The sequence below is a fragment of the Paenibacillus pasadenensis DSM 19293 genome, assembly GCF_000422485.1.
Taxonomy (GTDB): Bacteria; Bacillota; Bacilli; order Paenibacillales; family Paenibacillaceae; genus Paenibacillus_O; species Paenibacillus_O pasadenensis.
The window spans coordinates 50,997-72,870 of the sequence record NZ_AULW01000051.1 but is presented as its reverse complement, the minus strand read 5'-3'; the positions used below and the strand labels follow the sequence as shown (position 1 = coordinate 72,870).

The following is a 21,874-nucleotide window of genomic DNA, read 5'->3' as shown; positions in this document are numbered from 1 at the left end:
CTTCCTACAGATTAACACATGGCTAGGAAAAAGTCCCTATCAATTTTCAAGATGTGACAAATAATGAAAGAACCCTCCATTCAACGCCAGACCATCTGCCGTTTGCCGTATCGACATAACGTCGGCTTCGATGCCGGCGAGCACCGCCCGGTGGAATCCGGCGAGTCCCGAAGGCGCCTCGTGCCGATCCGACAGCTCCCGCCGATGGCCTCGGACGAGCTCGGCCAGCCGCTCCACCGCGTCCTCCTGGTAGACCGCCCGGCGTACGAGCCGCTCCGCCAGCGGCTGCTCCTCCGGCTGGTCCAGCATCCGCCGGACCAGCGTCAAAAACGCGTTCGACCGCTCCTCGCCCGCGGCCAGATCGTCCCGCCAATCGGCCCAGTCGTCGGCGAGCTGCAGCGAGGCGAGCGCCAGCTCCGTCGCCTGCTCCGCGTCGGCGATGCGCTCCGGCCGGCCCGCCGCCAGCCAGACGGCGGCCGCTCCGATCTTCACCGGCGCCGACTTGGCCGCCAGAGCGGCCGCATCCTGCGGCTCGGCTCGCTGCCGTCCTTCCTGCGACACGGCCTGCGCCCACTCGCCGGCATAGGCCCGGTAGCGGCTCCACAGCTCCGCCGAGCCGGGCACGGCGCGCTCGTACCGTTCCAGGAACAGGCTATGCAGCAGCTGTCCCGCCGCCAGCGCCTCCTTTGGCCCGAGCCCGATCTCGTCCCCGTCCATCACGTCGTCCAGCAGGAGATAATGCAGCATCATATAGACGCTGCCTACGGCCAGCTCGCGGCCCACGGCTGGAGGAAGGCCCGCCTGCTCTCCCGTCCATGCGGGCAGCAGGTAGGCGATGAAGTTCGACCCTCCCTCGCGCGCAGACGGATCCGCGCGGTCGATCAGCTGCCGCAGGACGCCTCGCAGAGGCTCCGGACAAGCCGACGCACCCTCCCGCGCATCGGCGAAGATCGCCGCCGCTTCTTTGCGCGCCATTTCCAAATTCCATTCAATCGACATGTCGAGTTCCCCTCTCCGCTTTCATTGTGGGACGGGCGCCTCATGGCCCCGGGCATCAAAAGAGGCGCACGCCCGGCGGACTCAAGCCCGCCTCGCTTCATATAGTGACAAAAAAGCTACGAAGGAGCCTGCTGCCATGCCTCTCGGCGTCTCGATCATCGCCTGCACGAACCGGCCCGAGTTCTTCGCGAACATCCTGGCCAACTACAAGCGCCAGCGCTATGCCCGCAAAGAGCTGATCGTCATCGTCAACCTCGACTCGGCCGACATCCGCCAGCTGCGCCGCCAAGCCCGGCAGCTGCCCCATGTCTCGGTGTACCGGGTGCCGGAGCGCGTCTCGCTCGGCCAATGCCTGAACTGCGGCATCTCCCGCGCCAAGCACGAGCTCATCGCGAAGCTCGACCACGACGACTATTATGCTCCCGATTACTTGAGCGAGCAGGTGAAGGAGCTCCGCCGCACCCGCAGCTCCGTCGTCGGCAAGCATTCCTGCCTCGTCTATCTGGAAGCCAGCCGGCAGCTGCTCATCCGCTCGCCCAAGGAGAGGGACAAGGAAGCCGACTTCGTGCAAGGAGGCACGATCCTGTTCCACCGGCGCGTGCTGAAGGGCGTCCGCTTCCCGGACCGCTCCCTCGGCGAGGACGTCCGCTTCCTGCGCAGCTGCAAGCGCAAGGGCTACCGCATCCGCGCGACGTCGCCGTACCACTACGTCTATATGAGGCGCCGGAACAAGAGCACGCACACCTGGCGCGTCGACGACGGGTTCTATCGGAAAGGAAGCCGGCTGCTCGCCGTTACCCGCGACTACCGTCGCTTCGCCGACCGCAAGGCGTGACGCCGGAGGGCGCGCGGGCTTGGACCGCCGGCTTGGCTCGGCGAGCACTTCAAGCTATATATCGGAATTCGTGCTTCTATATTGCCACATGGTTATAGATCAGCACAGAGATGTATCGACGTCTCTAGCCTTCCAAAACGCTTGCAAGCCGGTGCCGAAAGCTCGGACGACGACGCGCGCCTTTATTTGAAACCCTGACCGCCTACGTCGATGGCCGCGTCTGCAGCTCGTCGGGACGGAAGCGGATGATCTTGACCAGCTGCTCCTGCATGTAGGCCGGCGAGCGCGCGAAGCCGCTCTCGATCCAGTGGAACAGGATGCCGAGCAGGCCGGAGATGGAATAGTCCGCCAGCAGCTCGGCGTCGATGCCGTCCAGCTCCGGCAGCAGCTCGCGGGAGGAGATGTCCTTCAGAGCCCGGAACATCTTTTCGCGCAGCGCGGGCATGACCTGGCTGCGGCTCAGGATGCGGTATGTCGGCGCATGCTCCATGAAGTGGTCGAAGATCTTCACCGAGCCCGGCGGCAGCTGATGCACGCGGAACACCTCCGTCTGCTCGTACGGATAGCGGAACGCCTCCAGCAGTCCCTCGATCAGATCGTTCAGGATGTCCTCGAGCAGCGCTTCCTTGTTGTCGTAATGCTTGTAGAACGTCCCCCGGTTGTACCCGGACGTCAGCACGATCTCCGTGATCGTGACCGCCTCGAATTCCTTGTCCTCGAGCAGCCCGAGCAGCGCCTGCTTGAGCGCCGTTTTGCTGCGCGCGACGCGCGGATCCACTTTTCCAGCCATCTCCATCCTCGCTTTCGTCAACAAGCGCTTTCATCTTGTTCATTAATGGACAAAACCGCCTGTTTTACGGATATCCAGGTCCCTTCTTCCGTATTATACTGAAGGCGTCACCTGTATAGTTAGTCAACATTTATTCATAAATGCGAAGGAGGACTTCGGAATGAAGCTGAATGGAAAAGTAGCCGTCGTCACGGGAGCCGCATCGGGCATGGGCAAGGCGATCGCCGAGCTGTACGCCGCCGAGGGAGCGAAGGTCGTCGTCAGCGACCTGCGCCTGGAGGCCGCGCAGACGGTCGTCACCGAGATCGAGGGCAAAGGCGGACAAGCGCTCGCCGTCGCCGCCAACGTCGCCAAGGAAGAGGACGTGCAGGCGCTGATCGACGCCGCAGTCGAGAAATTCGGCACCGTCGACATCCTCGTCAACAACGCCGGCATCATGGACGGCTTCGTGCCGGCAGGCGATCTGACGGACGAGCTGTGGGAGCGCGTCTTCGCGGTCAATACGACCGGTCCGATGCGCACCGTGCGCAAAGTGCTGCCGATCTTCCTGGAGAAGGAGAGCGGCGTCATCGTCAACATCGCCTCGGCCGGCGGCCTGAACGGCTCGCGCGCAGGCGCGGCGTACACGGCATCCAAGCATGCCGTCGTCGGCTTCACCAAAAACGTCGGCTTCCAGTACGCGACGAAGGGCATCCGCTGCAACGGCATCGCTCCGGGCGGCGTGCAGACGAACATCAGCGCCACGATGGGCCAGCCGAACGAGTTCGGCATGAGCCGCGCGATGGCCGGCATGGGCGTCAACCCGCGCGTCGGCACGGCCGAGGAGATCGCCAAGGTCGCGCTGTTCCTCGCTTCCGACGACTCCAGCTTCGTCAACGGCACGGTCATCGCGGCCGATGCCGGCTGGACGGCTTACTAAGGAAGGCAATTGTTCCAAGAGCTGAATGAGTTCGTTGAAAGTGGCCTTCTGTGAAAAAGGTGCTGCTTCTCACAAATGTGAGCAGGCAGCACCTTTCCCAATTCAACGTCGTCCCGCTTTGGATTAAACCTTTTAAATGATGCACTGAAATGCTTTCCTTTTTACTCCCATCACCATCTGTATGGTTTGTGCAAGCGAAGCAAAAAAGCAGGATGATGAGCATAACAAACACCGTTGACGCACCTCTTCGATCAGGCGCAGCGGCACGTACGTTCACGAAGTCGTCCTCCCTTTCGCTCGCACTCGCAGATGCGAGTTCTTTCCCTAACATGGACGCGCGAAAGAGGAATGGAGTTGCGGTATCAGTTGACCTCTGCGCTCAGAAAGTCCGGCCGCGCGAAGCTCGGGTCGGGATAGGTGTAGAACCCGGCGCCGGTCTCGCGGCCGAGCCGGTTCTGGTCAATGTAGTCGCGCTTGAGCTTGTCCGCGACGGCCTGGTACAGCGGGTCGCCGGTCGCCTTCGCCTTGGCGAGGCCGATGTTGTAGGCAGTGTTGATGCCGACGACGTCGAGGATCGCGAACGGGCCGAGCGGCGCGCCGGTCGCCGCCATCCACGTCTTGTCGATCGTCTCGACGTCGGCGACCTCCTTGACGAGCAGCAGCTGCGCGGCGTCCAGCAGCGGCACGAGCAGCGAGTTGAGGATGTAGCCAGGCTGCTCCTTGCGCAGCGGCAGCGCGATCATGCCGATCTTCTTGGCGAAGCCGACGACCGCGCCGAACACGCCCTCGTCCGTGCCGGGATGGCGCATGATCTCGGCGGTGTTGTTTTTCCAGATCTCATTGGCAAAATGAAGCGCAAGAAACTTCTCCGGCCGCCCCGTCGCCTCGGCGAACTGGCTCGGCAGCAGCGTCGACGAGTTCGTCGCGAACACGGTGTGCAGCGGTGCGACCGCCCCGAGCCGGCGGTAGAAGTCCGTCTTGATGTCGACGACTTCCGGCACCGCCTCGATGACGAGGTCGGCATGCTCGACCGCCTTGGCCAGGTCGCTCTCGAACGCCATGCGCCTGTAGGCGTCGTCGAGCTCCTGCTGCGAAGCGCCGAGATCCGCCATGTAGCGCGGCTTCAGCGCCTCAATGCGCTCCTTCGCCTTGGCCAGCGCCTCGTCGTTGATGTCGTATACGGTCACGTCGAACCGCTTGAACGCGGCCTGGAACGCGATCTGGCTGCCCAGCACGCCGCTGCCCGCGACGGTGATGCGGCTGAAGCTCATCGTTCATCGTCTCCCTTATCTGGAATATAGGAGTAAGATGTCCAAAAAAGAGCGGCTCATCCGCAGATGAGCCGCCCATCCAGGGCAGGTTTGTGCCTTGGTTTTGGCTTTCGGGCCCGGGTTCGCCCATCCAAGGCAGGTTTGTGCCTTGGTTTCGGCTTTCGGGCCCGGGTTCGCCGATCCAAGGCAGGTTTGTGCCTTGGTTTCGGCTTTCGGGCCCGGGTCCGCCCGATCCAAGGCAGATTTGTGCCTTGGTTTTGGCTTTCGGGCCCGGGTTCGCCCGATCCAAGGCAGGTTTGTGCCTTGGTTTTGGCTTTCGAGCCCGGGTCCGCCCGATCCAAGGCAGGTTTGTGCCTTGGTTCGAGCCCGTGGCCTCGGGTCCGGCCCTTACGTCCCGCAGAACGTCCGATACGGACGATCGCTAGCCGGGGCGGCCCCGGCGTATTCCTCTTGCTCAGGCGTATAGGCGTACGGGTCGGCCAGAGCGGCCAGCAGCCGCTCCATGACGCCGAAATCGCCCGTTTCGGCCGCCGCCAAAGCCTCCTCGACGCGATGGTTGCGCGGGATGACGCTCGGGTTGCTGCGGCGCATGAGCGCCTCCGATGCGGCGGCGTCGCCATGACGTCCGCGGCGCTCGCGCCAGCTTCGGAGCCAGTCCGCATACCCGTCGCCGCCCAGCCCGGCCGCCTCAGCCTGCCCGAGCGTCAAGGCGCGGAACGCGTTCGTATAATCCGCGCCCTGCTCCTGCATGAGCCGCAGCAGCCCGGCGGCGAGCTCCTCGTCGCCTTCTTCCGTGCCGAGCAAGCCGAGCTTGTTTCTCATCCCCGCCAGCCAGTGCCCGTGATAGGCGCCCTCGAACGCCGCGAGCGCGCTTTCCGCCAGCTCCAGAGCCTGCTCCTGGTCTTCATGCAGCAGCGGCAGCAGCGACTCCGCGAGGCGCGCGAGGTTCCAGGCCGCGATATATGGCTGGTTGCCGTAGGCATAGCGTCCCTGCGAGTCGATCGAGCTGAACACCGTCGCCGGATCGAACCGGTCGAGAAAAGCGCACGGGCCGTAGTCGATCGTCTCGCCGCTGATCGTCATGTTGTCGGTATTCATGACGCCGTGCACGAAGCCGACGAGCTGCCACGACGCGATCAGCGGCGCTTGACGCGCGACCGTACCCTGCAGCAGCCGCAGCGCGCGGGCGGAGCCGTCCGCTCCCGCCGCCTCGGCCTCGCTCCACCCTTGCGGATCGTGGCGGCGCAGCGCGTAGTCGACGAGCTGCCGCAGCTCGTCCGGCGAGCCCCACTGGGCAGCGAACTGGAACGTGCCGACGCGCAGATGGCTCGCCGCGACGCGGGTCAGCACCGCGCCGGTCTCCAGCGACTCGCGCACGATCTGCTCGCCGGTCGTCGCGACCGCGAGGCTGCGCGTCGTCGGGATGCCGAGCCCGTGCATCGCTTCGCTGATGATGTATTCGCGCAGCATCGGGCCGAGCGCGGCGCGCCCGTCGCCTCCGCGCGAGTACGGCGTGCGCCCGGAGCCCTTGAGCTGGATGTCGCGCAGCCCTCCGGAAGGCGTCCGCTGCTCGCCGAGCAGCACCGCGCGCCCGTCGCCGAGCCGGTTGAAGTAGCCGAACTGATGCCCCGCGTAAGCCTGCGCCAGCGGCTCGGCGCCCTCGGGCAGCCGGTTCCCGGCGAACACCTCCGCTCCGTCCGCGCCTGCCAGCGCGTCGGCATCGAGTCCGAGCTCCTTTGCCAGCGGGCGGTTCAGCACGGCCAGCGCGGGCGCGCGGACCGGCAGCGGATGCTGCCTGGTGAACAGCGTTTCGGGCAGCTCGGCGTAGCCGTTCTCCAGCTGCCAGCCTGCCGCCGCGGCGCTTGCCTTCGTTTCGCTCATGCTTGGATGACCTCCTTGGCCTAGCCAACGTTTCCTCCAGTATACCCCTTGCCGGACGGCGCAAGCGAATCCGCCTCCGGCGGCTCCCCTGGAACCGCCTTGCCGCCTGCCCGGATTCTGAAGGAAGCTTGTTCCATATCGCGCATAATTGCCACGCTTTAGCGGAATTTTAAGCCCAATGCCTTCTTTTCGTAACGAATTGCGCGCGATTCATGTCTGAAATTGCAGGTTCAAAGCCCCTCATTTATGTTAAAATAACGAAAGACAAGCACGGGCCGAGGCCCTACTTTGCCATTCTCATGCCCCGGCATGAGGAGAAACCTGCTGCAGACATCAGACATTAGGAGGAGTTACAATGGCTCTCGTTTCCATGAAGGACATGCTCAACAAGGCGCTCGAGGAGCACTACGCGGTCGGCCAGTTCAACATCAACAACCTGGAGTGGACGCAAGCGATCCTCGCGGCCGCCGAAGAAGAGAAGTCCCCGGTCATCCTCGGCGTCTCCGAAGGCGCAGCCCGCTACATGGGCGGCTTCAAGGTCGTGACAAACATCGTCAGCGCCCTGATCGAAGAGATGAAGATCACGGTACCGGTAGCGATCCACCTCGACCACGGCTCCAGCTTCGAGAAGTGCAAGGCTGCGATCGACGCCGGCTTCACGTCCGTCATGATCGACGCTTCGCATCATCCGTTCGAAGAGAACGTGGCGACGACCAAGCAAGTCGTCGAGTACGCGCATAGCAAAGGCGTGTCCGTCGAAGCCGAGCTCGGCACTGTCGGCGGCCAAGAGGACGACGTCGTTGCAGACGGCGTCATCTACGCCGATCCGAAGGAATGCTTCGAGCTCGTGCAGCGCACCGGCATCGACTGCCTCGCTCCGGCCCTCGGCTCCGTGCACGGCCCTTACAAAGGCGAGCCGAACCTCGGCTTCAAAGAGATGGAAGAGATCTGCCAGACGATCAAGCTGCCGCTCGTCCTGCACGGCGGCACAGGCATCCCGACCGAGCACATCAAGCGCTCCATCGGCCTCGGCACGGCGAAGATCAACGTCAACACCGAGAACCAGATCGAGTTCACCAAAAAAGTCCGCGAAATCGTGACGAAAGACCTCGAAGTCTACGATCCGCGCAAATTCCTCGCCCCAGGCCGCGACGCCATCAAGGCGACGGTTCAAGGCAAAATGCGCGAGTTCGGTTCTTCCGGCAAAGCGTAAGGCTCCCAACAAAAGCAAGCCCCTGCTTCCGCTTCGGCGGCGCAGGGGCTTTTTTGGCAACTCTAGCGACGCTTGTCTCGGCACGAACCCGCGCAGATCAAGACTTGGCTTTTTTGAAAATCAGGAATGCCAGACCGATCGCGATCAAGACGATCATCGCACCTATCAGGTAGAGAAGAATCTCCAGATTCCGATTCGCTTCTTCAAGCTGATCGGCCATGGAAGAAACGGACATTTCCATGAATTGAAGCTTGCCCGCTATCTCTTGGTTGGAGCCAGCAGAATTAGTTAGACTTTGAATGATTTGTTGCACATCTTCTTCATTCAATTTTCTAGCACCTCCCAATGACATCCATTTTATTAAAAAAATTCATAATAAAAAATAGGCCGATTCTCCTCTTTCAATCCCTTCGCTTGAAGATGGCCGCTTCACGACGGAAATCGCCCCGGTCCAGCTCCCGCAGCCGCCGATACCGCTCCTCGCGCGCCAGCAGCTCGGCGTGGGTGCCGCGCATCGTGATCTCGCCGCGGTCCAGGAACACGATCTCGTCCATGCGCTCGACGCCGGCGAGATGATGCGTCACCCAGACGATCGTCCGCCCCTCCAGCGCGGCGAAGATCGTCGCCAGCAGCTCGCGCTCGGTGCGCGGATCGAGCCCGGCGGCCGGCTCGTCGAGCAGCACGACCGGCGCGTCCTGCAGCAGGATGCGGGCCAGCGCGATGCGCTGCCGCTCGCCGCCGGAGAAGCGCTTGCCCGCCTCCTCCACTCGCGTGGCAAGGCCCAGCGGCAGCGACTCCATCACCGCGTCCAGCCGCGCCAGCGAGGCAGCGCGCGCCACCTCGGCGTCCGTCGCTTCCGGACGGCCGAGCCGGATGTTCGCCGCGATCGTGTCGTCGAACAGATGCGGATCCTGGTTCAGCACGGCGACCAGCTCCGAGATCCGCTCGCCGTAGTCGGCCGCCGCCCGCGAGCCGATGCGCGCGCTCCCGGCGGTCGGCCTCAGCGCGCCGAACAGCAGCTTGAGCAGCGTCGACTTGCCCGCGCCGCTCGGGCCGAGCACGGCGATTTTCGCGCCCTGCGGCAGACAGAGATCGACATGCTTCAGCGCGCAGGCAGCTTCGCCGCCGTAGCGATAGCCGGCGTCCCGAAGCTCGACCGTCACCGCCGACGGGCGGCGCAGATGCAGAGCGCTCCCTTCGTCGGCCGTCCCTCGGAAGCTTCTATCCCTGCGCCGCCTCTCCGATGCGTCAGCCTTCTGGAAGCTCTCGCTCCCCAGTCCTCGCTCCGCCGCAGCGGCCGTCCCGCTCCATCCGCCTCCCCCCGCCAGGCCGAATGCGCCGCCGGATACTCCGCCCGTCAGCCCGTTCCGTACCGCCCCCGCTGCCGCAAGCTCTCTAGCATGCTTAACTGCATCTCCTTCTCTATTCTCCTTCTTTATCTCGAATTCTCTCATTTCCTCGGTAACATTTTGTATGACCGAGTAATCCTCCCCGTTCATTCCCGCCTGCTGCAAGCCTCTCAGCCGCTCCAGCGAACGGCGATAAGCGGGGATGCGCTCCGCCGCCTCGGACAGCGGCAGCCAGGCGTCCGCCAGCGGAAACGCCGCCAGCGCGAACGCGGCGATGAGCGTCGGCTCGAGCCGCCCGGCTCCGGCCTCGCCGCCCGCCCAGGCGACGACGGCGACGACGGCGAAGCCGACGAGCGCCTGGCCGAGCAGCTGGCGGCGGCGCGCCCACTGGCGCAGCTCGCCGTCGGCCGCCGCGACGAAACGCTCGTCATCCTCGTAGCCGCCGAGGAAGCGCGCCTGCTGCCCGCTCAGCATCCAGTCGTCGAGCCCGAGCACGGCGTCGGTCAGCGACCGGTACAAGCGGGCCCGGCGCTCCTTGACCTGCCGCTGGGCGCGGCGCGTCCGCAGCAGCGAGACGAGCGGCAGCACGGCGATCAGCAGCAGCAGGTACAGGCCGGCCAACAGGGCGAAGCCGGCATCGAAGCGGCCGAGTCCCGCGACGACGGCGGCGTACAGCGCCAGCGCCGCAGCGGCCGGGAACACGACGCGCAGGAACACCTGCTGCAGCTGCTCGATGTCCTCGGCGAGCAGTCCGAGCAGGTCGCCCGTGCGGCAGCGCGCCGCCAGCTCCATCGCCTGCGGCGCCAGAATTCGATACAGCCGCACGCGCATGCTCGACAGGATGCGCAGCACCGTGTCGTGGCTGCACAGCTTTTCGACATAGCTCAGCACGGCCCGGCTCGTGCCGAAGGCGCGCACGCCGACGATCGGGACGTAGACCATGAGGATGTTCTCGATCGGAGTGGACGACTTGGAGATGAGGAAGCCGGACGTGAACATCAGCGCCGCGGCGGCGAAGACGGTCAGCGTGCCGAGCAGCAGCGACAGCAGCATCCGCCACCGGTAGAGGGACAGATACGGTGTAATCCAGCGCGGCCGGCTCATGCGGTCTCCTCCCATCCGGCCGTGGCCAGGTCATAGTAGGCGCCGCGAAGCGCCATCAGCTCCTCCGGAGTGCCGGACTCGACGATCCGGCCGCCATCCAGCACGACGATGCGGTCCATCTGCTCCATCCAGTGCAGCCGATGGGTCGCGAGCACGACGAGCCGTCCTTCAAAAAGAGGGAGCATCGACGGCTTGAGCTCGTATTCCGTCTCGATGTCCAAATGCGCCGTCGGCTCGTCGAGCAGCACGATCGGCCGCTGGCCGAGCAGCGCCCGCGCGAGCGCCACGCGCTGCCGCTGGCCGCCGCTCAGCTGCCGGCCGCCCTCGCCGATCGGCTCCTGCAGGCCGAGCGGCAGCGAGCGCAGCAGCGGCCCGAGGCCGGCGGCCCGAGCAGCGGCGGCCGTCTCCTCATCCGTCGCCTCCGGCTGGTACAGCCGGATGTTGTCGCCGAGCGTGCCGCCGAACAGATGCGGCCGCTGCGGAATGTAGGAAATCTGCGAACGCCAGCCGTCCGCCGTCAAGCCGCTCCAGCGGCGGCCCCCCAGCACGGCCGAGCCTTCCGTCGGAGCGAGGAAGCCGCCCAGCACGCCCAGCAGCGTCGACTTGCCCGCGCCGCTCGCCCCGACGATGCCGACGCGCTCGCCGGCGCGCAGCTCCAGGCTGACGCTCTCCAGCGAGGCCGGACCGTCGCCATGCCGGACGCCGACGCCTTCCAGCCGCAGGCGGCTGTCCGGCCCCCAGGCGAACGGATCGCGATACGGGGGAAAAGCCCCGCCTTCCGCCCCTGCTCCCTCTGCTTCAGTCCGCTCCGCCGCCGCGCCGAGCAGCCTCGCCTCCGGCACCGGCGTCTCGATGACGGCGCGCATCGCCTCGCCGGCCTCCTTGCCGTCGAGCGTGGCGTGGAAGTCCGCGCCGACCTGGCGCACCGGCAGGAAATACTCCGGCGCGAGGATCAGCACCGTGAGCGCGGTGACGAGCTCCATCTGGCCGTTCACCAGCCGCACGCCGAGGCTGACCGCCACCGAGGCGACCGACAGCATCGTGAAGAAGTCGAGCGCAAGCGAGCTGAGGAACGCCACGCGCAGCGTCTTCATCGTCGCCGCCCGGTACCGCTCGCTGACGTCCTCGATGCTGCGGCGATGCGAGCGGCTGCGGCCGAGCACGAACAGCGTCTCCAGCCCCCGCAGCGAGTCGACGAAGTGGCCCGCGAGCCGCCGGTACGTCGCCAGCTGGCGGTCCATCTGCCCGCGCGCGGTCATGCCGATCAGGATGAGGAACACGATCAGGATCGGCAGCGTCACGAGCAGGATGAGGCCGCTCAGCCGGTCGAGCGCCAGCACGCAGACGAGCAGCAGCGCCGGCGTCGCCGCCATGCCGGCCATCCGCGGCAGGATCAGCTCGAGGTAGGCGCGGAACTTGCCCGTCCCCTCCAGCGCGAGCGTCACCCAGCCGCCGACGCCTAGGTCGCCGGCAGCTCGGGAGCCGAGCCGCAGCAGCCGCTCCAGCATCGCCCGCCGCAGCGCGGCGGCCGTCGTTTCGGCGAACCGCCAGGCGATGCGGGCGGACAACGCCGCGCAGCCATGCCTTCCCATGAAAGCAAGAAGGAACAACAGCGCCGGGCGCCATTGCTCCTTCGCCGGTTGTCCCGCGAACAGCGAGGAGACGGCCTCCGCCAGCCCCGCCGCCGCGAGCGCGATGCAGGCGGTCTGCAGGACGGCAAGCGCGCCGATGAGGCCCAGCGCCTTGCGGATTCCTTTGTACGTCAGCAAGTTCCGGTCCATCCGCGCTCACCGTCTCCTTCGTCTTGATCTCGTTCTAGTATTCCAGATGATCCTTGGCATGGAGGCGCTTGTGGAAGATGAAGTAGCTCCACGCCTGATAGCCGAGCACGAACGGCAGCAGCGTCAGCGCCACGATCGTCATCACCTTGAGCGAGTAGGCGCCCGATGCCGAGCCGGCGACCGTCATGCTGTAGGCGGCGTCGAGGCTGCTGACCATGACCCGGGGGAACAGGCCGACAAAGACGGACGACACCATCGCCGCGAGCGTCAGCCCCGTCATGCCGAACGCCCAGCCGTCGCGGCCGGCGCCGGCCAGCCGCCAGGCGAGCGCGAGCGCCGCCGCGCCGACGGCGCAGAGCGCGTAGAGGAGCGGCCCGCGGACGTCGAAGATGTCCGTCTCGAATGCGGTCGCGGCGACGAGGCCGGCGAGCGCCACGCCGGTCGGGAGCAGCAGCAGCCGGGCGCGCCGCCGCGCCCGCTCCTGCAGCTCGCCCGTGACGCGCAGCGCCGTGAACAGCAGGCCGTGCACATTGCACAGCAGCACGACGGCGATGCCGGCGAGCACCGTATAGCCGTTCACGATGTCGCCCAGCAGCGAGGCATGCATCTCCATGTCGGCATCGATCGGCAGGCCGCGGATGAAGCAGGCGAACACGACGGCCAGCAGGAACGGCGGCAGGAAGCTGCCGGTCAGAATCGCGGCGTCCCATGTCCTTTTCCAGCCCAGGCTCTGCGCCTTGCCGCGGAACTCGAACGCCACGCCGCGCAGGATGAGGCCGAGGAGAGCGAGCACGAACGGCACGTAGAAGCCGCTGAACAGCGTCGCGTACCAGTGCGGGAACGCCGCGAACATCGCGCCCGCTCCCGTCAGCAGCCATACCTCGTTGGCGTCCCAGAACGGGCCGATCGAGTTGATCATGACGCGCCGCTCGGATTCCGTGCGGGCGAGCAGCTGCGACTGCATGCCGACGCCGAAGTCGAACCCTTCGAGGAAGAAGAAGCCGACGAACAGGACGCCGATCAGGATGAACCACAGATCGCTAAGCGTGAGCATGAGGCGCCTCCTTTCCCGGGCGGCGCGGCGGCAGCGGCCCCGAATCCGCCTCTTCTTCCGCCGACGCGTAAGGCCCTTTCTGGATGACCTTCACGAACAGGTACACGAGCACGGCGGCCAGCGCCGCGTAAATGCCGTTGAATACGATCAGCGAGAACAGCACCTCGCCGGCGGTGACGCCGGGGCTCACGCTGTCCGCCGTCGTCATCAGGCCGAACACCGTCCACGGCTGGCGGCCGAACTCCGTCATGCACCAGCCGGCCGTATTGGCGATCGGCGGCAGCAGCAGGCCGGCGAAGCAGAGCCGCAGGAACCAGCGTCCCATGCCGGCGAGCTTTTGGCGCCAGATGAGCCACGAGGCGTACAGGCCGATGAAGATCATCGCCATGCCGGCGGCGACCATGATGCGGAAGCTCCAGAACGTCGTGCGCACCGGCGGGATGTAGTCGCCCGGGCCGTACTGCTGCTCGTACTCGGCCTGCAGCTCGTTCATCCCTTTCACCTCGCCGCTGAAGCGGCTGTAGGAGAGGAAGCTGAGCAGATACGGAATCTGCAGCTCATGCTTGCTCACCTTGTTCTCGGGATCGATGCTGGCGACGACCGTCCACGCGGCCGGATCGCCGCTCTCGCCCCACAGCCCTTCGGCGGCGGCCATCTTCATCGGCTGCGTGTGTACGAGGTACTGGGCCTGCCAGTGGCCGGCGAAGGCGACGAGGATCGAGGAGCTGACGGCGACGAGCGCGGCGATCTTGAACGACCGGAGGAAAAAGTCCGTGTCCTGCCGCCGCAGCAGCTTCCAGGCGCTGATTCCGAGCACGAGGAACGCCCCGGTGGCGAACGCGCCGAATACCGTATGCGGGAACTCGACGAGCGCCTGGCCGTTCGTGACGAGCGCCCAGAAGTCGTTCATCTCCGCCCGCCCGTTCGTGATCGCGAAGCCGACCGGATGCTGCATGAACGAGTTCGCCGTGAGGATCCAGAAGGCGGACATCGTCGTGCCGAGCGCGACCATCCAAATGGACAGCAGATGGATCTTCTTGGACACTTTATCCCAGCCGAAGATCCAGATGCCGATGAACGTCGACTCCAGGAAAAACGCCAGCAGCGCCTCCACCGCGAGCGGCGCGCCGAACACGTCCCCGACGAAGCGCGAGTAGTCCGACCAGTTCATGCCGAACTGGAATTCCTGCAGGATGCCCGTCACGACGCCGATCGCGAAGTTGATCAGGAACAGCTTGCCCCAGAACTGGGCCATGCGCTTGTACGTCTCGTCTCCCCGGCGCACGTAGAGAGTCTCCATGATCGCGAGCAGCAGCGCGAGCCCGATGCTGACCGGCACGAAGAAAAAGTGAAAAATCGTCGTCGACGCGAACTGAAGCCGCGACAGCTCGACCACATCCATGCTTTCCCCTTCTTTCGACCTAAATGGGTGAGGCTTCTAGCTGGGTCTATTGTGCCAGCAATCGCACGCCGGGGTTGTGATGGAAATCACAAGGCCGACGCAAGGCGTGCGGCATATCAGCCGAGCCTCTCCACATATGGCTATGAAGATTGGGATTAAAGGAACAGGAAAGGCGGGTGAAAGAGTGCCAGGTCTTGATTCTATTCTCGTGTTCGTCGCCAATTCAGGCGAGGACACCGTGTCGGTCATCAGTACGGCCAGCAAGACGGAGATTGCCCGAATACCGGTCGGAAGCGCTCCCCAATACCCTGCAGCGGCCCGCATCATCAACCGGGTCTACGTCACCAATCAAGGCAGCAGCACTGTCTCGGTCATCAACGGCGAGGGCTTGTTCGTGGAGGCGACGATACCGGTCGGCGTGCAGCCGAACGGCATCGCCGTCTCGCCGGACAACTCGCTTGTCTATGTCGTGAACGAGGGCAGCTCCGACCTGTCCGTCATCAACACGGGGACGAACTCCGTCATCGCCACGATCCCCCTCCCCGGCGTCGGCACGCCGCTCAAAGTGGCGGTCGCGAGCAACGGCGAGCGCGCCTATGTGACGAGCTCCAGCGGTCTGGTCACCGTCATCGACACCGTCGCGCTGGCCGCGATCGCCACGATCGACGTCGGTCCGCCGGCCGGCGCCGGCATCGTCGTCGATCCCGGCAGCAGCCTGGTCTACGCCATCAACGAAACCGGCATTGCCGTCATCGCCGCGCTTACCAACACGGTCATCGACGTCATCGCGGTCAGTCCCAATCTTCAGAACCTCGCCTTGACGCCCGACGGCTCCAAGCTGTACGCGACCGACGCGGACGGCAACGTGTTCGTCATCGTGCCCGGCAGCGGCTCCGTGCTGCCCGTCCCGACCAATCCGCTCGCCCAGGGCATCACGATCACGACGCTGCGCGAGGCTTATGTCGCCATCACGAGCACGGACAGCGTCATCGTCATCGACACCGCTACGGACCAGCTGATCGCCGAGATTCCTGTCGGCCTCGTGCCGATCGGCGTCGACCGCCTCGAAGTGTTCGGCGATACGGGCGCCGTGGAGATCTACAAGACGGACGAGAGCGGCAATCCGCTTGAAGGCGTCGGGATTACCGTCGTCAGCCTCAATCCGCCTGGCATCAAGCTTACGGGCGTAACCGACAGCTACGGCCGGGTGTTGTTCGGAGGGCTGCCGCTCGGCGAATACGAGGTGGTCGAGGTCACGCCTCCGCCCGGCTACATTCCGGAGCCGCTGCCGCTCTATTTCACAATCCAATTTTCCGGCGAGACCGTCTTCCTGCAGCTGACGAACTTCCGCAGCCTCGTCAACGTCTTCCTGCGGAAGTACGATATCGAGACGGGAGCAGGCCTCGAGGGAGCGGTGTTCCTGTTCCAGGGCCCTTCCTACGTGCAGGTCGTCACCGGTGAGAACGGAGTCGTCGCCTTCCAGCTGCTGCCCGGCAGTTACTTTGTCCAGGAAATCGCCGCTCCTCCCGGCTACGAGCCGGTCCCTCCGTTTACGATCGACATCGAGTTCGGCGAGTACATCGACATCCCGAACATCCGCTCCACCTCGCCGGCCATCCTGGTCACCAAATCGACAGGCGGCATCACGTCCGTCAATCCGGGCGATCTCGTCACCTATACGATCGAGGTCATCAACACCGGCGATACGATCCTGCACAACATCGTCGTGGATGACCCGACGCTCGGTTATGTCGAGTTCATCGACGAGCTCGGCATCGGGGAAAGCGTGCTGCTGCAAGTGCCGTTCGAGATTCCGGAGGATGCCCCCGCCGGCCCGTTCTTCAACAGGGTGACCGCGATCAGCGACGAAGCCGGCGACGACGCGGAGGCGGTCGTCGAGGTGAACGCCCTTCCCGGGATCGAGGTGATCAAGAGCGCGGATCGGGAAGTCGTCGTGGAGTTCGAGGAAGTCGTCTACACGATCAGCGTGACCAATACCGGCAACGTGCCGCTTACGAACGTATTCGTCAACGACTCGCTTATCCCCGTATCCGTGCCTCCGTTTACGCTCGGGATCGGGGAGACGAGGGAAATCACGGTGTCGATCACGGCATCGCCGCCCTATGTGCAGGATGGCCGCATCTCGAATACGGTCACGGTGAAGACCGATCAGACCGGTCCGGTCGAGGATTCCGAGACGGTGTTCGTCGTCGCCGGTCCCGAGAGCCTGAAGCTCTCCAAGTCCGTCACGCCGGAGACGGTACGGCTCGGAGAATCTGCCCTGTATGTGTTTACCGCGACCAATACGAGCCTGTTCACGCTGCGCGACATTACCATCGAGGATCCGGTGCTCGGTCTCACGATTGCTCAGGCGCAGCTTCTGCCGGGCGAGTCGTTCCGCTTTGAGTTCGTGTATGTCGCGTCCACCGTGCCGCCGGGCGGCGTGCTCGTCAATACGGCGGTGGCGACCGGCACGGCCGAGGACGGCACGCCGGTGAGAAGCAATGAAGCCGTCGCCCGCCTGACGATCGTGACGGTGCCGGAGCTGCTGTTCTCCAAGACGGCGGATCGGACCGAGGTGCTGCAGGGCAATACGGTGCTCTACACGATCCAGGTCGTGAATGTCGGCGATGTCGCGCTGACGAACGTGCGGGTCACGGACCCTGATCTCGGCTTGAACGAGACGATCCGCTCGCTTGCGCCCGGACAGACCGCCGAATTCCAGCGGACCTATACGGTGCCGCTGACCGTGCCGCCCGGCACGGTGCTCGTCAACACGGCGATCGTCCGGTCCGACGAGACCGATCCGCAGCAGGATTCGGCCGAGGTGCTCGTCCTGCCGACGTTCGACATCCGCATCGAAAAAGCGGCCGACCGCGTTACGGCGGTTCCGGGAGACGTGATCCAGTATGTCGTCGTCGTGCGCAATACGGGCGGAGCCGACTTGACCGGCATCGTCGTGCAGGATCCGCTTCTCGGCCTGCTCGAGACGCTGGACCGGCTCATCCCGGGCGAGTTCGTCTCCTTTACCGGCACCTACGTCGTGCCCGCAGGGACCGCTCCCGGCACGGTCATCGCGAACGTCGCCACGGCCTCGTCCAATGAGGCGCCGACCGAATCCGCGGACGCGGCCGTCACGGTGGAGGCCGACCCGGCGCTGGAGCTGAGCAAGGTCGCCGACGTCTCCATCGTCTCGCCCGGAGGGACGATCACCTACACCTATACGCTGACCAATACCGGCAATGTCGTGCTGACGAACATCCGCGTGCAGGACCCTCTCGTCGCGCTCGATACGGTCATCGCCGCGCTCGGACCGGCGCAGACATCGGTCTTGACCGCCGTCTATGCCGTGCCGGCCGACGCGCCGTCGGATACGGTGCTGGTGAACACGGCGGTGGCCGAGTCGGATCAGACGCCGCCCGTCATGGACTCTGCCCGGGTCGGCATCGATCCGCCCGCGACGCTCGTCGTCGTCAAGACCTCCGACCGGGCGACAGCCGCGCCGATGGAGCCGATCGTCTACACGATTACGGTGACCAACCCGTCTCCGCTGACGCTGACCAATGTGCTCATCGCCGATCCGGTGACGCAGCTTGGCGTCTCGGTGCCCGAGCTCGGACCGGGCGAGTCGGTCGTCATCCCGACGCAGCTGACCGTTCCTCCCGGCACGCCGGCAGGCACCGTCATCGCCAATACCGTCGTCGCCCAATCGGATCAGACTCCGCCTGGCGAAGACACGGCGATCGTCACCGTATCTCCGGCTCCGGCCCTGGCCGTGTTCAAGTCGTCGAGCACGCCGGCCGCGTTCCCGGGCGAGACGGTCATCTACTCGCTGACCATCAGCAACACGGGCAACGTGCCTTTGACGAATGTCGTCCTTTCCGACACGCTGATCGGCCTGAATGCCGTGCTGCCGCTGCTCGGCATCGGACAGTCGGAGACGATCCGGCAGCCGTTCCGGATTCCGGAGACGGCGCCGGCCGGCCAGGTGTTCATCAATACGGCGACCGTCACGAGCGCCGAGACGCCTCCAACGGAAAGCTCCGCTGCCGTGACGGTACGGAGCGGGTTCAGCCTCGCGGTGCTCAAGTCCGTCAGCGCCACGGCAGCCGCGCCAGGCGATACGGTCACCTACCGGATCGAGCTGCGCAACGACTCGAACGCGCCGGTGACGAACATCCGGGTCGTCGACCGCGTGCTCGGCTTCTCCCAGATCATCACGGAAATTCCGGCAGGCCGGTCGGTCGTGCTTGAGGTGGAGTACATCGTTCCCGCCGCCGCGCCGGGGGGCTCGGTCATCACCAACATCGTGACGGCCGTCAGCGACCAGACGCCTCCGGCCCAGGCTGTCGCCAGCTTCACGGTGCTGCCTCGTCCGGCGCTGATCCTCACCAAGCAGGCGGTTCCGGCCGTCGCGCGGCCGGGACAGCGAATCGCGTTCCTGATTGCCGTGCGCAATGCAGGCAACGTGCCGCTGAGCCCGGTGCGCATCGTCGACACCTTGCTCGGCATCGATACGGTCGTCAACCTGCTGCCGAGCGGCTCCCCGACGACCGTGAACGGCGCCCGGGCGATCCTCTCCGTGCCGTACCTGGTGCCGGACTCCGCTCCGACCGGCTCGGAGATCGTCAATACCGCGCGCACCTCGGCGACAGGCGTCGATCCGCAGCAGGCGTCGGCCTCCGTCCGCATCCTTCCTTCGCTGCTCGAGGTGCGCAAGAGCGCGGATCGCGCCGTTACGACGCCGGGGGACGTCGTCCTGTTCCGGATCGCGATCCGCAATTCGAGCTCGGTCGCCACGACCGGATTGACGCTGTCCGATCCGCTGCCGCAAGGGCTGAGCCTCGTCCCCGGCAGCCTCGTGATCGACGGAGCCCCGCCGGCCCGGCCTTCCCTGTCCGGACTGCCGATCGGCAATCTCGCCCCGGGGGCGGAGCGGATCGTCCAGTTCAGCGTCCGCGTCGCTTCTCCGCTGCACGCGAGAGAGCTCGTCAACGTCGCGCTCGTCGGCTACTCGTTCCGGGACGAGAGCGGCAGCCTTCTCCGAGCAAGAGCCCGCTCCAACCGGCTCGTGCTCGCCGTCCAGGAGGAAGAAGAATAAGCGCCTCTCGGCCAGCCTCGGGGCTGGAAGCAAAAAACAGGAGGGATCCCAAATGGGTCCCTCCTGTTTTATGTCTGCATGCAGGCGGCTGATGCGCCAGACGATCGGAATTCCTCCGCTCAGCCCAGCCCGGCGCTCGCCTGCGCGAGCAGCGGCGCCAGCAGCTCCGTCTCCACGGCGTCGCCTTTGCGCAGCTTGATCGTCTTGCGCTCCGGCGGGCCGTCGAAGCGCCCCTCCGGCAGTTCCAGCCCTTCGGCGTTGAAGATCGTGAAGCTGACGGCGTCCTTGGACGTCGAGATGACGGCCGCATACTTGCCGTTTTTCAAGAAATGAGGCTTCTTGTACTGGATGCGCTCCTGCACGTCCGGGATCGTATCGTGCACGAGCTGCCGCAGCTCGGCGGACCGCTCCGCTTGCCACGGCTCGTTCAGGGCTTCCAGGAATGCGGTTACTTCGGGATTCATCAAGTCATCTCTCCTCGACGTGATAGATTTAGATCGCTTCGCAAGCCGCCGCCTGCTCCAGCAGCAGCTCGCGCTCGCGGGCATTGCGGGCAAGACCGGCCGCGCGCTCGAACTCGGCGCGAGCCTCTGCGGGCCGCCCGAGGCGCTGCAGCAGCTCGCCGCGCACGCTCGGCAGCAGATGATAGCCGGCAAGCTCGCCGCGCCGCTCCAGCTCGTCGGCGATCGCCAGGCCGATCGCCGGCCCGAACGCCATCGCCACGGCGACCGCGCGGTTCAGCTCGACGACCGGAGACGGCTGGCCCTGCATCAGCGCCTCGTACAGCGCCGAAATGCGCACCCAGTCCGTCTCCGCCTCGGACGGAGCCTCGGCATGGCAGGCGGCGATGGCCGCCTGCAGCAGATACGGCCCATAGCGCCGGCCGAGCGAGCGGCCCCGCTCCAGCGCTGCCAGTCCGCGCCGCATATGCAGCCGGTCCCAGCGGGCGCGATTCTGGTCGCGCAGCCGGACGAGCCGTCCGTCCGGCGCGACCCGCTGGCGGAGCCGCGACGACTGGAGCTCGAGCAGAGCGGCGAGTCCGTGGACTTCGGGCTCGCCGGGCATGAGCTCCGCGAGCACGCGGCTCAGCCGCAGCGCCTCCCGGCAAAGCAGCGGCCGCAGCAGGTCGTCGCCGGACGTCGCCGCGTACCCTTCGTTGAACATCAGGTACAGCGCCTCGAGCACGGCGGACAGCCGCTCCTGCAGCTGCCGCCCCTCCGGCAGCTCGAACGCGACCTGCTTCGCCGCCAGCGTGCGCTTGGCGCGCACGATCCGCTGGGCGATCGCGGGCTCGGCGGCGAGGTAGGAGCGGGCGATCTGCTCCGTCGTCAGGCCGCATAGCAGCCGCAGCGTCAGCGCGACGCGGGATTCCTGAGCGAGCACGGGATGGCAGGTCAGGAAGATCAGCCGCAGCAGATCGTCGCCGACGCCCTCGCCGAGATCCGGCTCATCCTCCGCATAGAGCGGCGTATGGCCCGCCAGCTGCTCGTACTTGCGCTCCCGCAGCCGGCTGCGGCGGATGAGGTCGATGCCGCGCCGCCGCGCCGTCGTCATGAGCCAAGCGCCCGGGTTGTCGGGCAGGCCGGTTTGCGGCCATTTTTCCAGCGCCGCGACGAGCGCGTCCTGCGCCAGATCCTCGGCGATGCCGACATCCCGAGTCAGGCGGGTGAGCGCGGCGATCAGCTTGGGCGCCTCCATGCTCCACACCGCCTCGATCGTCCGGCGGACCTCGCTCATCCTCGGCGCTGCGACTCGACTTGCCGCCGCAGCTCGTTTTCGCGCTGCCGCCACTCGGCATCCGGCGTCAGCTCCTCCGGCTCGAACACCTGCCGCAGCTCGATCTGCCCCTGTCCGCCGCCATGCGGGTCCGGCATGCGCATCGCCCATTGGATCGCTTCCTCGCGCGACTTGACCTCGATCAGCGTGTAGCCGGCGATGATTTCCTTCGTCTCGGTGAACGGCCCGTCCACCACCTTCGGCTTGCCTCCGGGCTCCGGATAGCTGATGCGGATGCCGTTCGCGCTCGCCTGCAAGCCGTCCGCCGCCAGCAGCACGCCCGCGCGCGCCAGCTCCTCGTTGTAGCGCTGCATCGCTTCGATCAGCTCCGGGGCCGGCAGCACGCCGGCCTCGGAATCGGTCGTTCCTTTGACGATCATCATGAATTTCATCGTGTAT

Annotated in this window: 16 protein-coding genes; 4 read left to right on the top strand and 12 right to left on the bottom strand. The window is 65.8% G+C overall.

Translation table 11 applies throughout. The features are described from left to right. Positions 1 to 39: 39 nt before the first annotated feature. The gene (locus tag H582_RS0107490) at positions 40 to 999 is read right to left on the bottom strand and encodes a hypothetical protein (protein WP_127464567.1); all 960 of its coding nucleotides are present in this window, start codon (positions 997 to 999) and stop codon (positions 40 to 42) included. 136 nt (positions 1,000 to 1,135) lie between these two features. Here H582_RS0107490 and H582_RS0107485 point away from each other — a divergent pair, with 136 nt between their 5' ends. Then, positions 1,136 to 1,834, top strand: a complete 699-nt coding sequence (locus tag H582_RS0107485) for a glycosyltransferase family 2 protein (protein WP_028598050.1) — start codon at positions 1,136 to 1,138, stop codon at positions 1,832 to 1,834. 202 nt (positions 1,835 to 2,036) lie between these two features. On the opposite strand, the gene H582_RS0107480 is transcribed toward H582_RS0107485, so the two are convergent. Then, complete coding sequence (locus tag H582_RS0107480) at positions 2,037 to 2,624, bottom strand: TetR/AcrR family transcriptional regulator (RefSeq protein WP_228551773.1); 588 nt, start codon at positions 2,622 to 2,624, stop codon at positions 2,037 to 2,039. Between the two features lie 160 nt (positions 2,625 to 2,784). Here H582_RS0107480 and H582_RS0107475 point away from each other — a divergent pair, with 160 nt between their 5' ends. Next, complete coding sequence (locus H582_RS0107475; protein WP_028598048.1) at positions 2,785 to 3,543, top strand: SDR family oxidoreductase; 759 nt, start codon at positions 2,785 to 2,787, stop codon at positions 3,541 to 3,543. A 362-nt stretch (positions 3,544 to 3,905) separates the two neighbouring features. Here the strand turns inward: H582_RS0107475 and H582_RS0107470 are convergent, their stop codons facing one another. Both H582_RS0107470 and H582_RS0107465 read right to left on the bottom strand, forming a co-directional pair. Beyond that, entirely contained in the window at positions 3,906 to 4,814 is a 909-nt protein-coding gene (locus H582_RS0107470; protein WP_028598047.1) for a 3-hydroxyacyl-CoA dehydrogenase, read from the bottom strand. Between the two features lie 387 nt (positions 4,815 to 5,201). After that, entirely contained in the window at positions 5,202 to 6,695 is a 1,494-nt protein-coding gene (locus H582_RS0107465) for a protein adenylyltransferase SelO (protein ID WP_028598046.1), read from the bottom strand. A gap of 355 nt (positions 6,696 to 7,050) precedes the next feature. On the opposite strand from H582_RS0107465, the gene H582_RS0107460 reads away from it, so the two are divergent. Beyond that, positions 7,051 to 7,908: a class II fructose-bisphosphate aldolase gene (locus H582_RS0107460; RefSeq protein ID WP_028598045.1), complete on the top strand. Its 858-nt coding sequence runs from the start codon at positions 7,051 to 7,053 to the stop codon at positions 7,906 to 7,908. 97 nt (positions 7,909 to 8,005) lie between these two features. Here the strand turns inward: H582_RS0107460 and H582_RS0107455 are convergent, their stop codons facing one another. From H582_RS0107455 to H582_RS0107435, 5 genes are all read right to left on the bottom strand, one after another. Next, positions 8,006 to 8,236 (bottom strand): hypothetical protein, encoded by a 231-nt coding sequence (locus H582_RS0107455; RefSeq protein ID WP_028598044.1) that lies wholly within the window; start codon positions 8,234 to 8,236, stop codon positions 8,006 to 8,008. A 73-nt stretch (positions 8,237 to 8,309) separates the two neighbouring features. Beyond that, complete coding sequence (locus H582_RS26465) at positions 8,310 to 10,361, bottom strand: amino acid ABC transporter ATP-binding/permease protein (protein WP_052333050.1); 2,052 nt, start codon at positions 10,359 to 10,361, stop codon at positions 8,310 to 8,312. Further along, positions 10,358 to 12,142: a thiol reductant ABC exporter subunit CydD gene (gene cydD / locus H582_RS0107445; RefSeq protein ID WP_028598043.1), complete on the bottom strand. Its 1,785-nt coding sequence runs from the start codon at positions 12,140 to 12,142 to the stop codon at positions 10,358 to 10,360. Before cydD ends, H582_RS26465 begins: the two co-directional genes overlap by 4 nt. 34 nt (positions 12,143 to 12,176) lie before the next feature. Beyond that, entirely contained in the window at positions 12,177 to 13,196 is a 1,020-nt protein-coding gene (gene cydB / locus H582_RS0107440) for a cytochrome d ubiquinol oxidase subunit II (RefSeq protein ID WP_028598042.1), read from the bottom strand. Then, the gene (locus H582_RS0107435) at positions 13,183 to 14,598 is read right to left on the bottom strand and encodes a cytochrome ubiquinol oxidase subunit I (RefSeq protein ID WP_028598041.1); all 1,416 of its coding nucleotides are present in this window, start codon (positions 14,596 to 14,598) and stop codon (positions 13,183 to 13,185) included. Before H582_RS0107435 ends, cydB begins: the two co-directional genes overlap by 14 nt. A 184-nt stretch (positions 14,599 to 14,782) precedes the next feature. Between H582_RS0107435 and H582_RS0107430 the strand changes: the two genes are divergently transcribed. Beyond that, positions 14,783 to 19,699: a DUF7507 domain-containing protein gene (locus tag H582_RS0107430; protein ID WP_164820137.1), complete on the top strand. Its 4,917-nt coding sequence runs from the start codon at positions 14,783 to 14,785 to the stop codon at positions 19,697 to 19,699. A 119-nt stretch (positions 19,700 to 19,818) separates the two neighbouring features. Here the strand turns inward: H582_RS0107430 and H582_RS0107425 are convergent, their stop codons facing one another. From H582_RS0107425 to H582_RS0107415, 3 genes are read right to left on the bottom strand one after another with little or no spacing between them, the layout of a single operon-like run. After that, the gene (locus tag H582_RS0107425) at positions 19,819 to 20,163 is read right to left on the bottom strand and encodes a DUF1801 domain-containing protein (protein WP_028598039.1); all 345 of its coding nucleotides are present in this window, start codon (positions 20,161 to 20,163) and stop codon (positions 19,819 to 19,821) included. A gap of 28 nt (positions 20,164 to 20,191) precedes the next feature. Beyond that, a complete protein-coding gene (locus tag H582_RS0107420; protein ID WP_028598038.1) occupies positions 20,192 to 21,436 on the bottom strand; it encodes an RNA polymerase sigma factor in 1,245 nt (414 codons plus the stop codon). Continuing rightward, positions 21,433 to 21,867, bottom strand: a complete 435-nt coding sequence (locus H582_RS0107415) for a YciI family protein (RefSeq protein WP_028598037.1) — start codon at positions 21,865 to 21,867, stop codon at positions 21,433 to 21,435. Before H582_RS0107415 ends, H582_RS0107420 begins: the two co-directional genes overlap by 4 nt. Positions 21,868 to 21,874: the final 7 nt, after the last annotated feature.

Excerpts from the sequence above, each read along its gene's own strand:
- H582_RS0107490 (WP_127464567.1), bottom strand. The coding sequence starts at position 999 with ATGTCGATTGAATGGAATTTGGAAATGGCGCGCAAAGAAGCGGCGGCG.
- H582_RS0107485 (WP_028598050.1), top strand. The coding sequence starts at position 1,136 with ATGCCTCTCGGCGTCTCGATCATCGCCTGCACGAACCGGCCCGAGTTC.
- H582_RS0107480 (WP_228551773.1), bottom strand. The coding sequence starts at position 2,624 with ATGGCTGGAAAAGTGGATCCGCGCGTCGCGCGCAGCAAAACGGCGCTC.
- H582_RS0107475 (WP_028598048.1), top strand. The coding sequence starts at position 2,785 with ATGAAGCTGAATGGAAAAGTAGCCGTCGTCACGGGAGCCGCATCGGGC.
- H582_RS0107470 (WP_028598047.1), bottom strand. The coding sequence starts at position 4,814 with ATGAGCTTCAGCCGCATCACCGTCGCGGGCAGCGGCGTGCTGGGCAGC.
- H582_RS0107465 (WP_028598046.1), bottom strand. The coding sequence starts at position 6,695 with ATGAGCGAAACGAAGGCAAGCGCCGCGGCGGCAGGCTGGCAGCTGGAG.
- H582_RS0107460 (WP_028598045.1), top strand. The coding sequence starts at position 7,051 with ATGGCTCTCGTTTCCATGAAGGACATGCTCAACAAGGCGCTCGAGGAG.
- H582_RS26465 (WP_052333050.1), bottom strand. The coding sequence starts at position 10,361 with ATGAGCCGGCCGCGCTGGATTACACCGTATCTGTCCCTCTACCGGTGG.
- cydD (WP_028598043.1), bottom strand. The coding sequence starts at position 12,142 with ATGGACCGGAACTTGCTGACGTACAAAGGAATCCGCAAGGCGCTGGGC.
- cydB (WP_028598042.1), bottom strand. The coding sequence starts at position 13,196 with ATGCTCACGCTTAGCGATCTGTGGTTCATCCTGATCGGCGTCCTGTTC.
- H582_RS0107435 (WP_028598041.1), bottom strand. The coding sequence starts at position 14,598 with ATGGATGTGGTCGAGCTGTCGCGGCTTCAGTTCGCGTCGACGACGATT.
- H582_RS0107425 (WP_028598039.1), bottom strand. The coding sequence starts at position 20,163 with ATGAATCCCGAAGTAACCGCATTCCTGGAAGCCCTGAACGAGCCGTGG.
- H582_RS0107420 (WP_028598038.1), bottom strand. The coding sequence starts at position 21,436 with ATGAGCGAGGTCCGCCGGACGATCGAGGCGGTGTGGAGCATGGAGGCG.
- H582_RS0107415 (WP_028598037.1), bottom strand. The coding sequence starts at position 21,867 with ATGAAATTCATGATGATCGTCAAAGGAACGACCGATTCCGAGGCCGGC.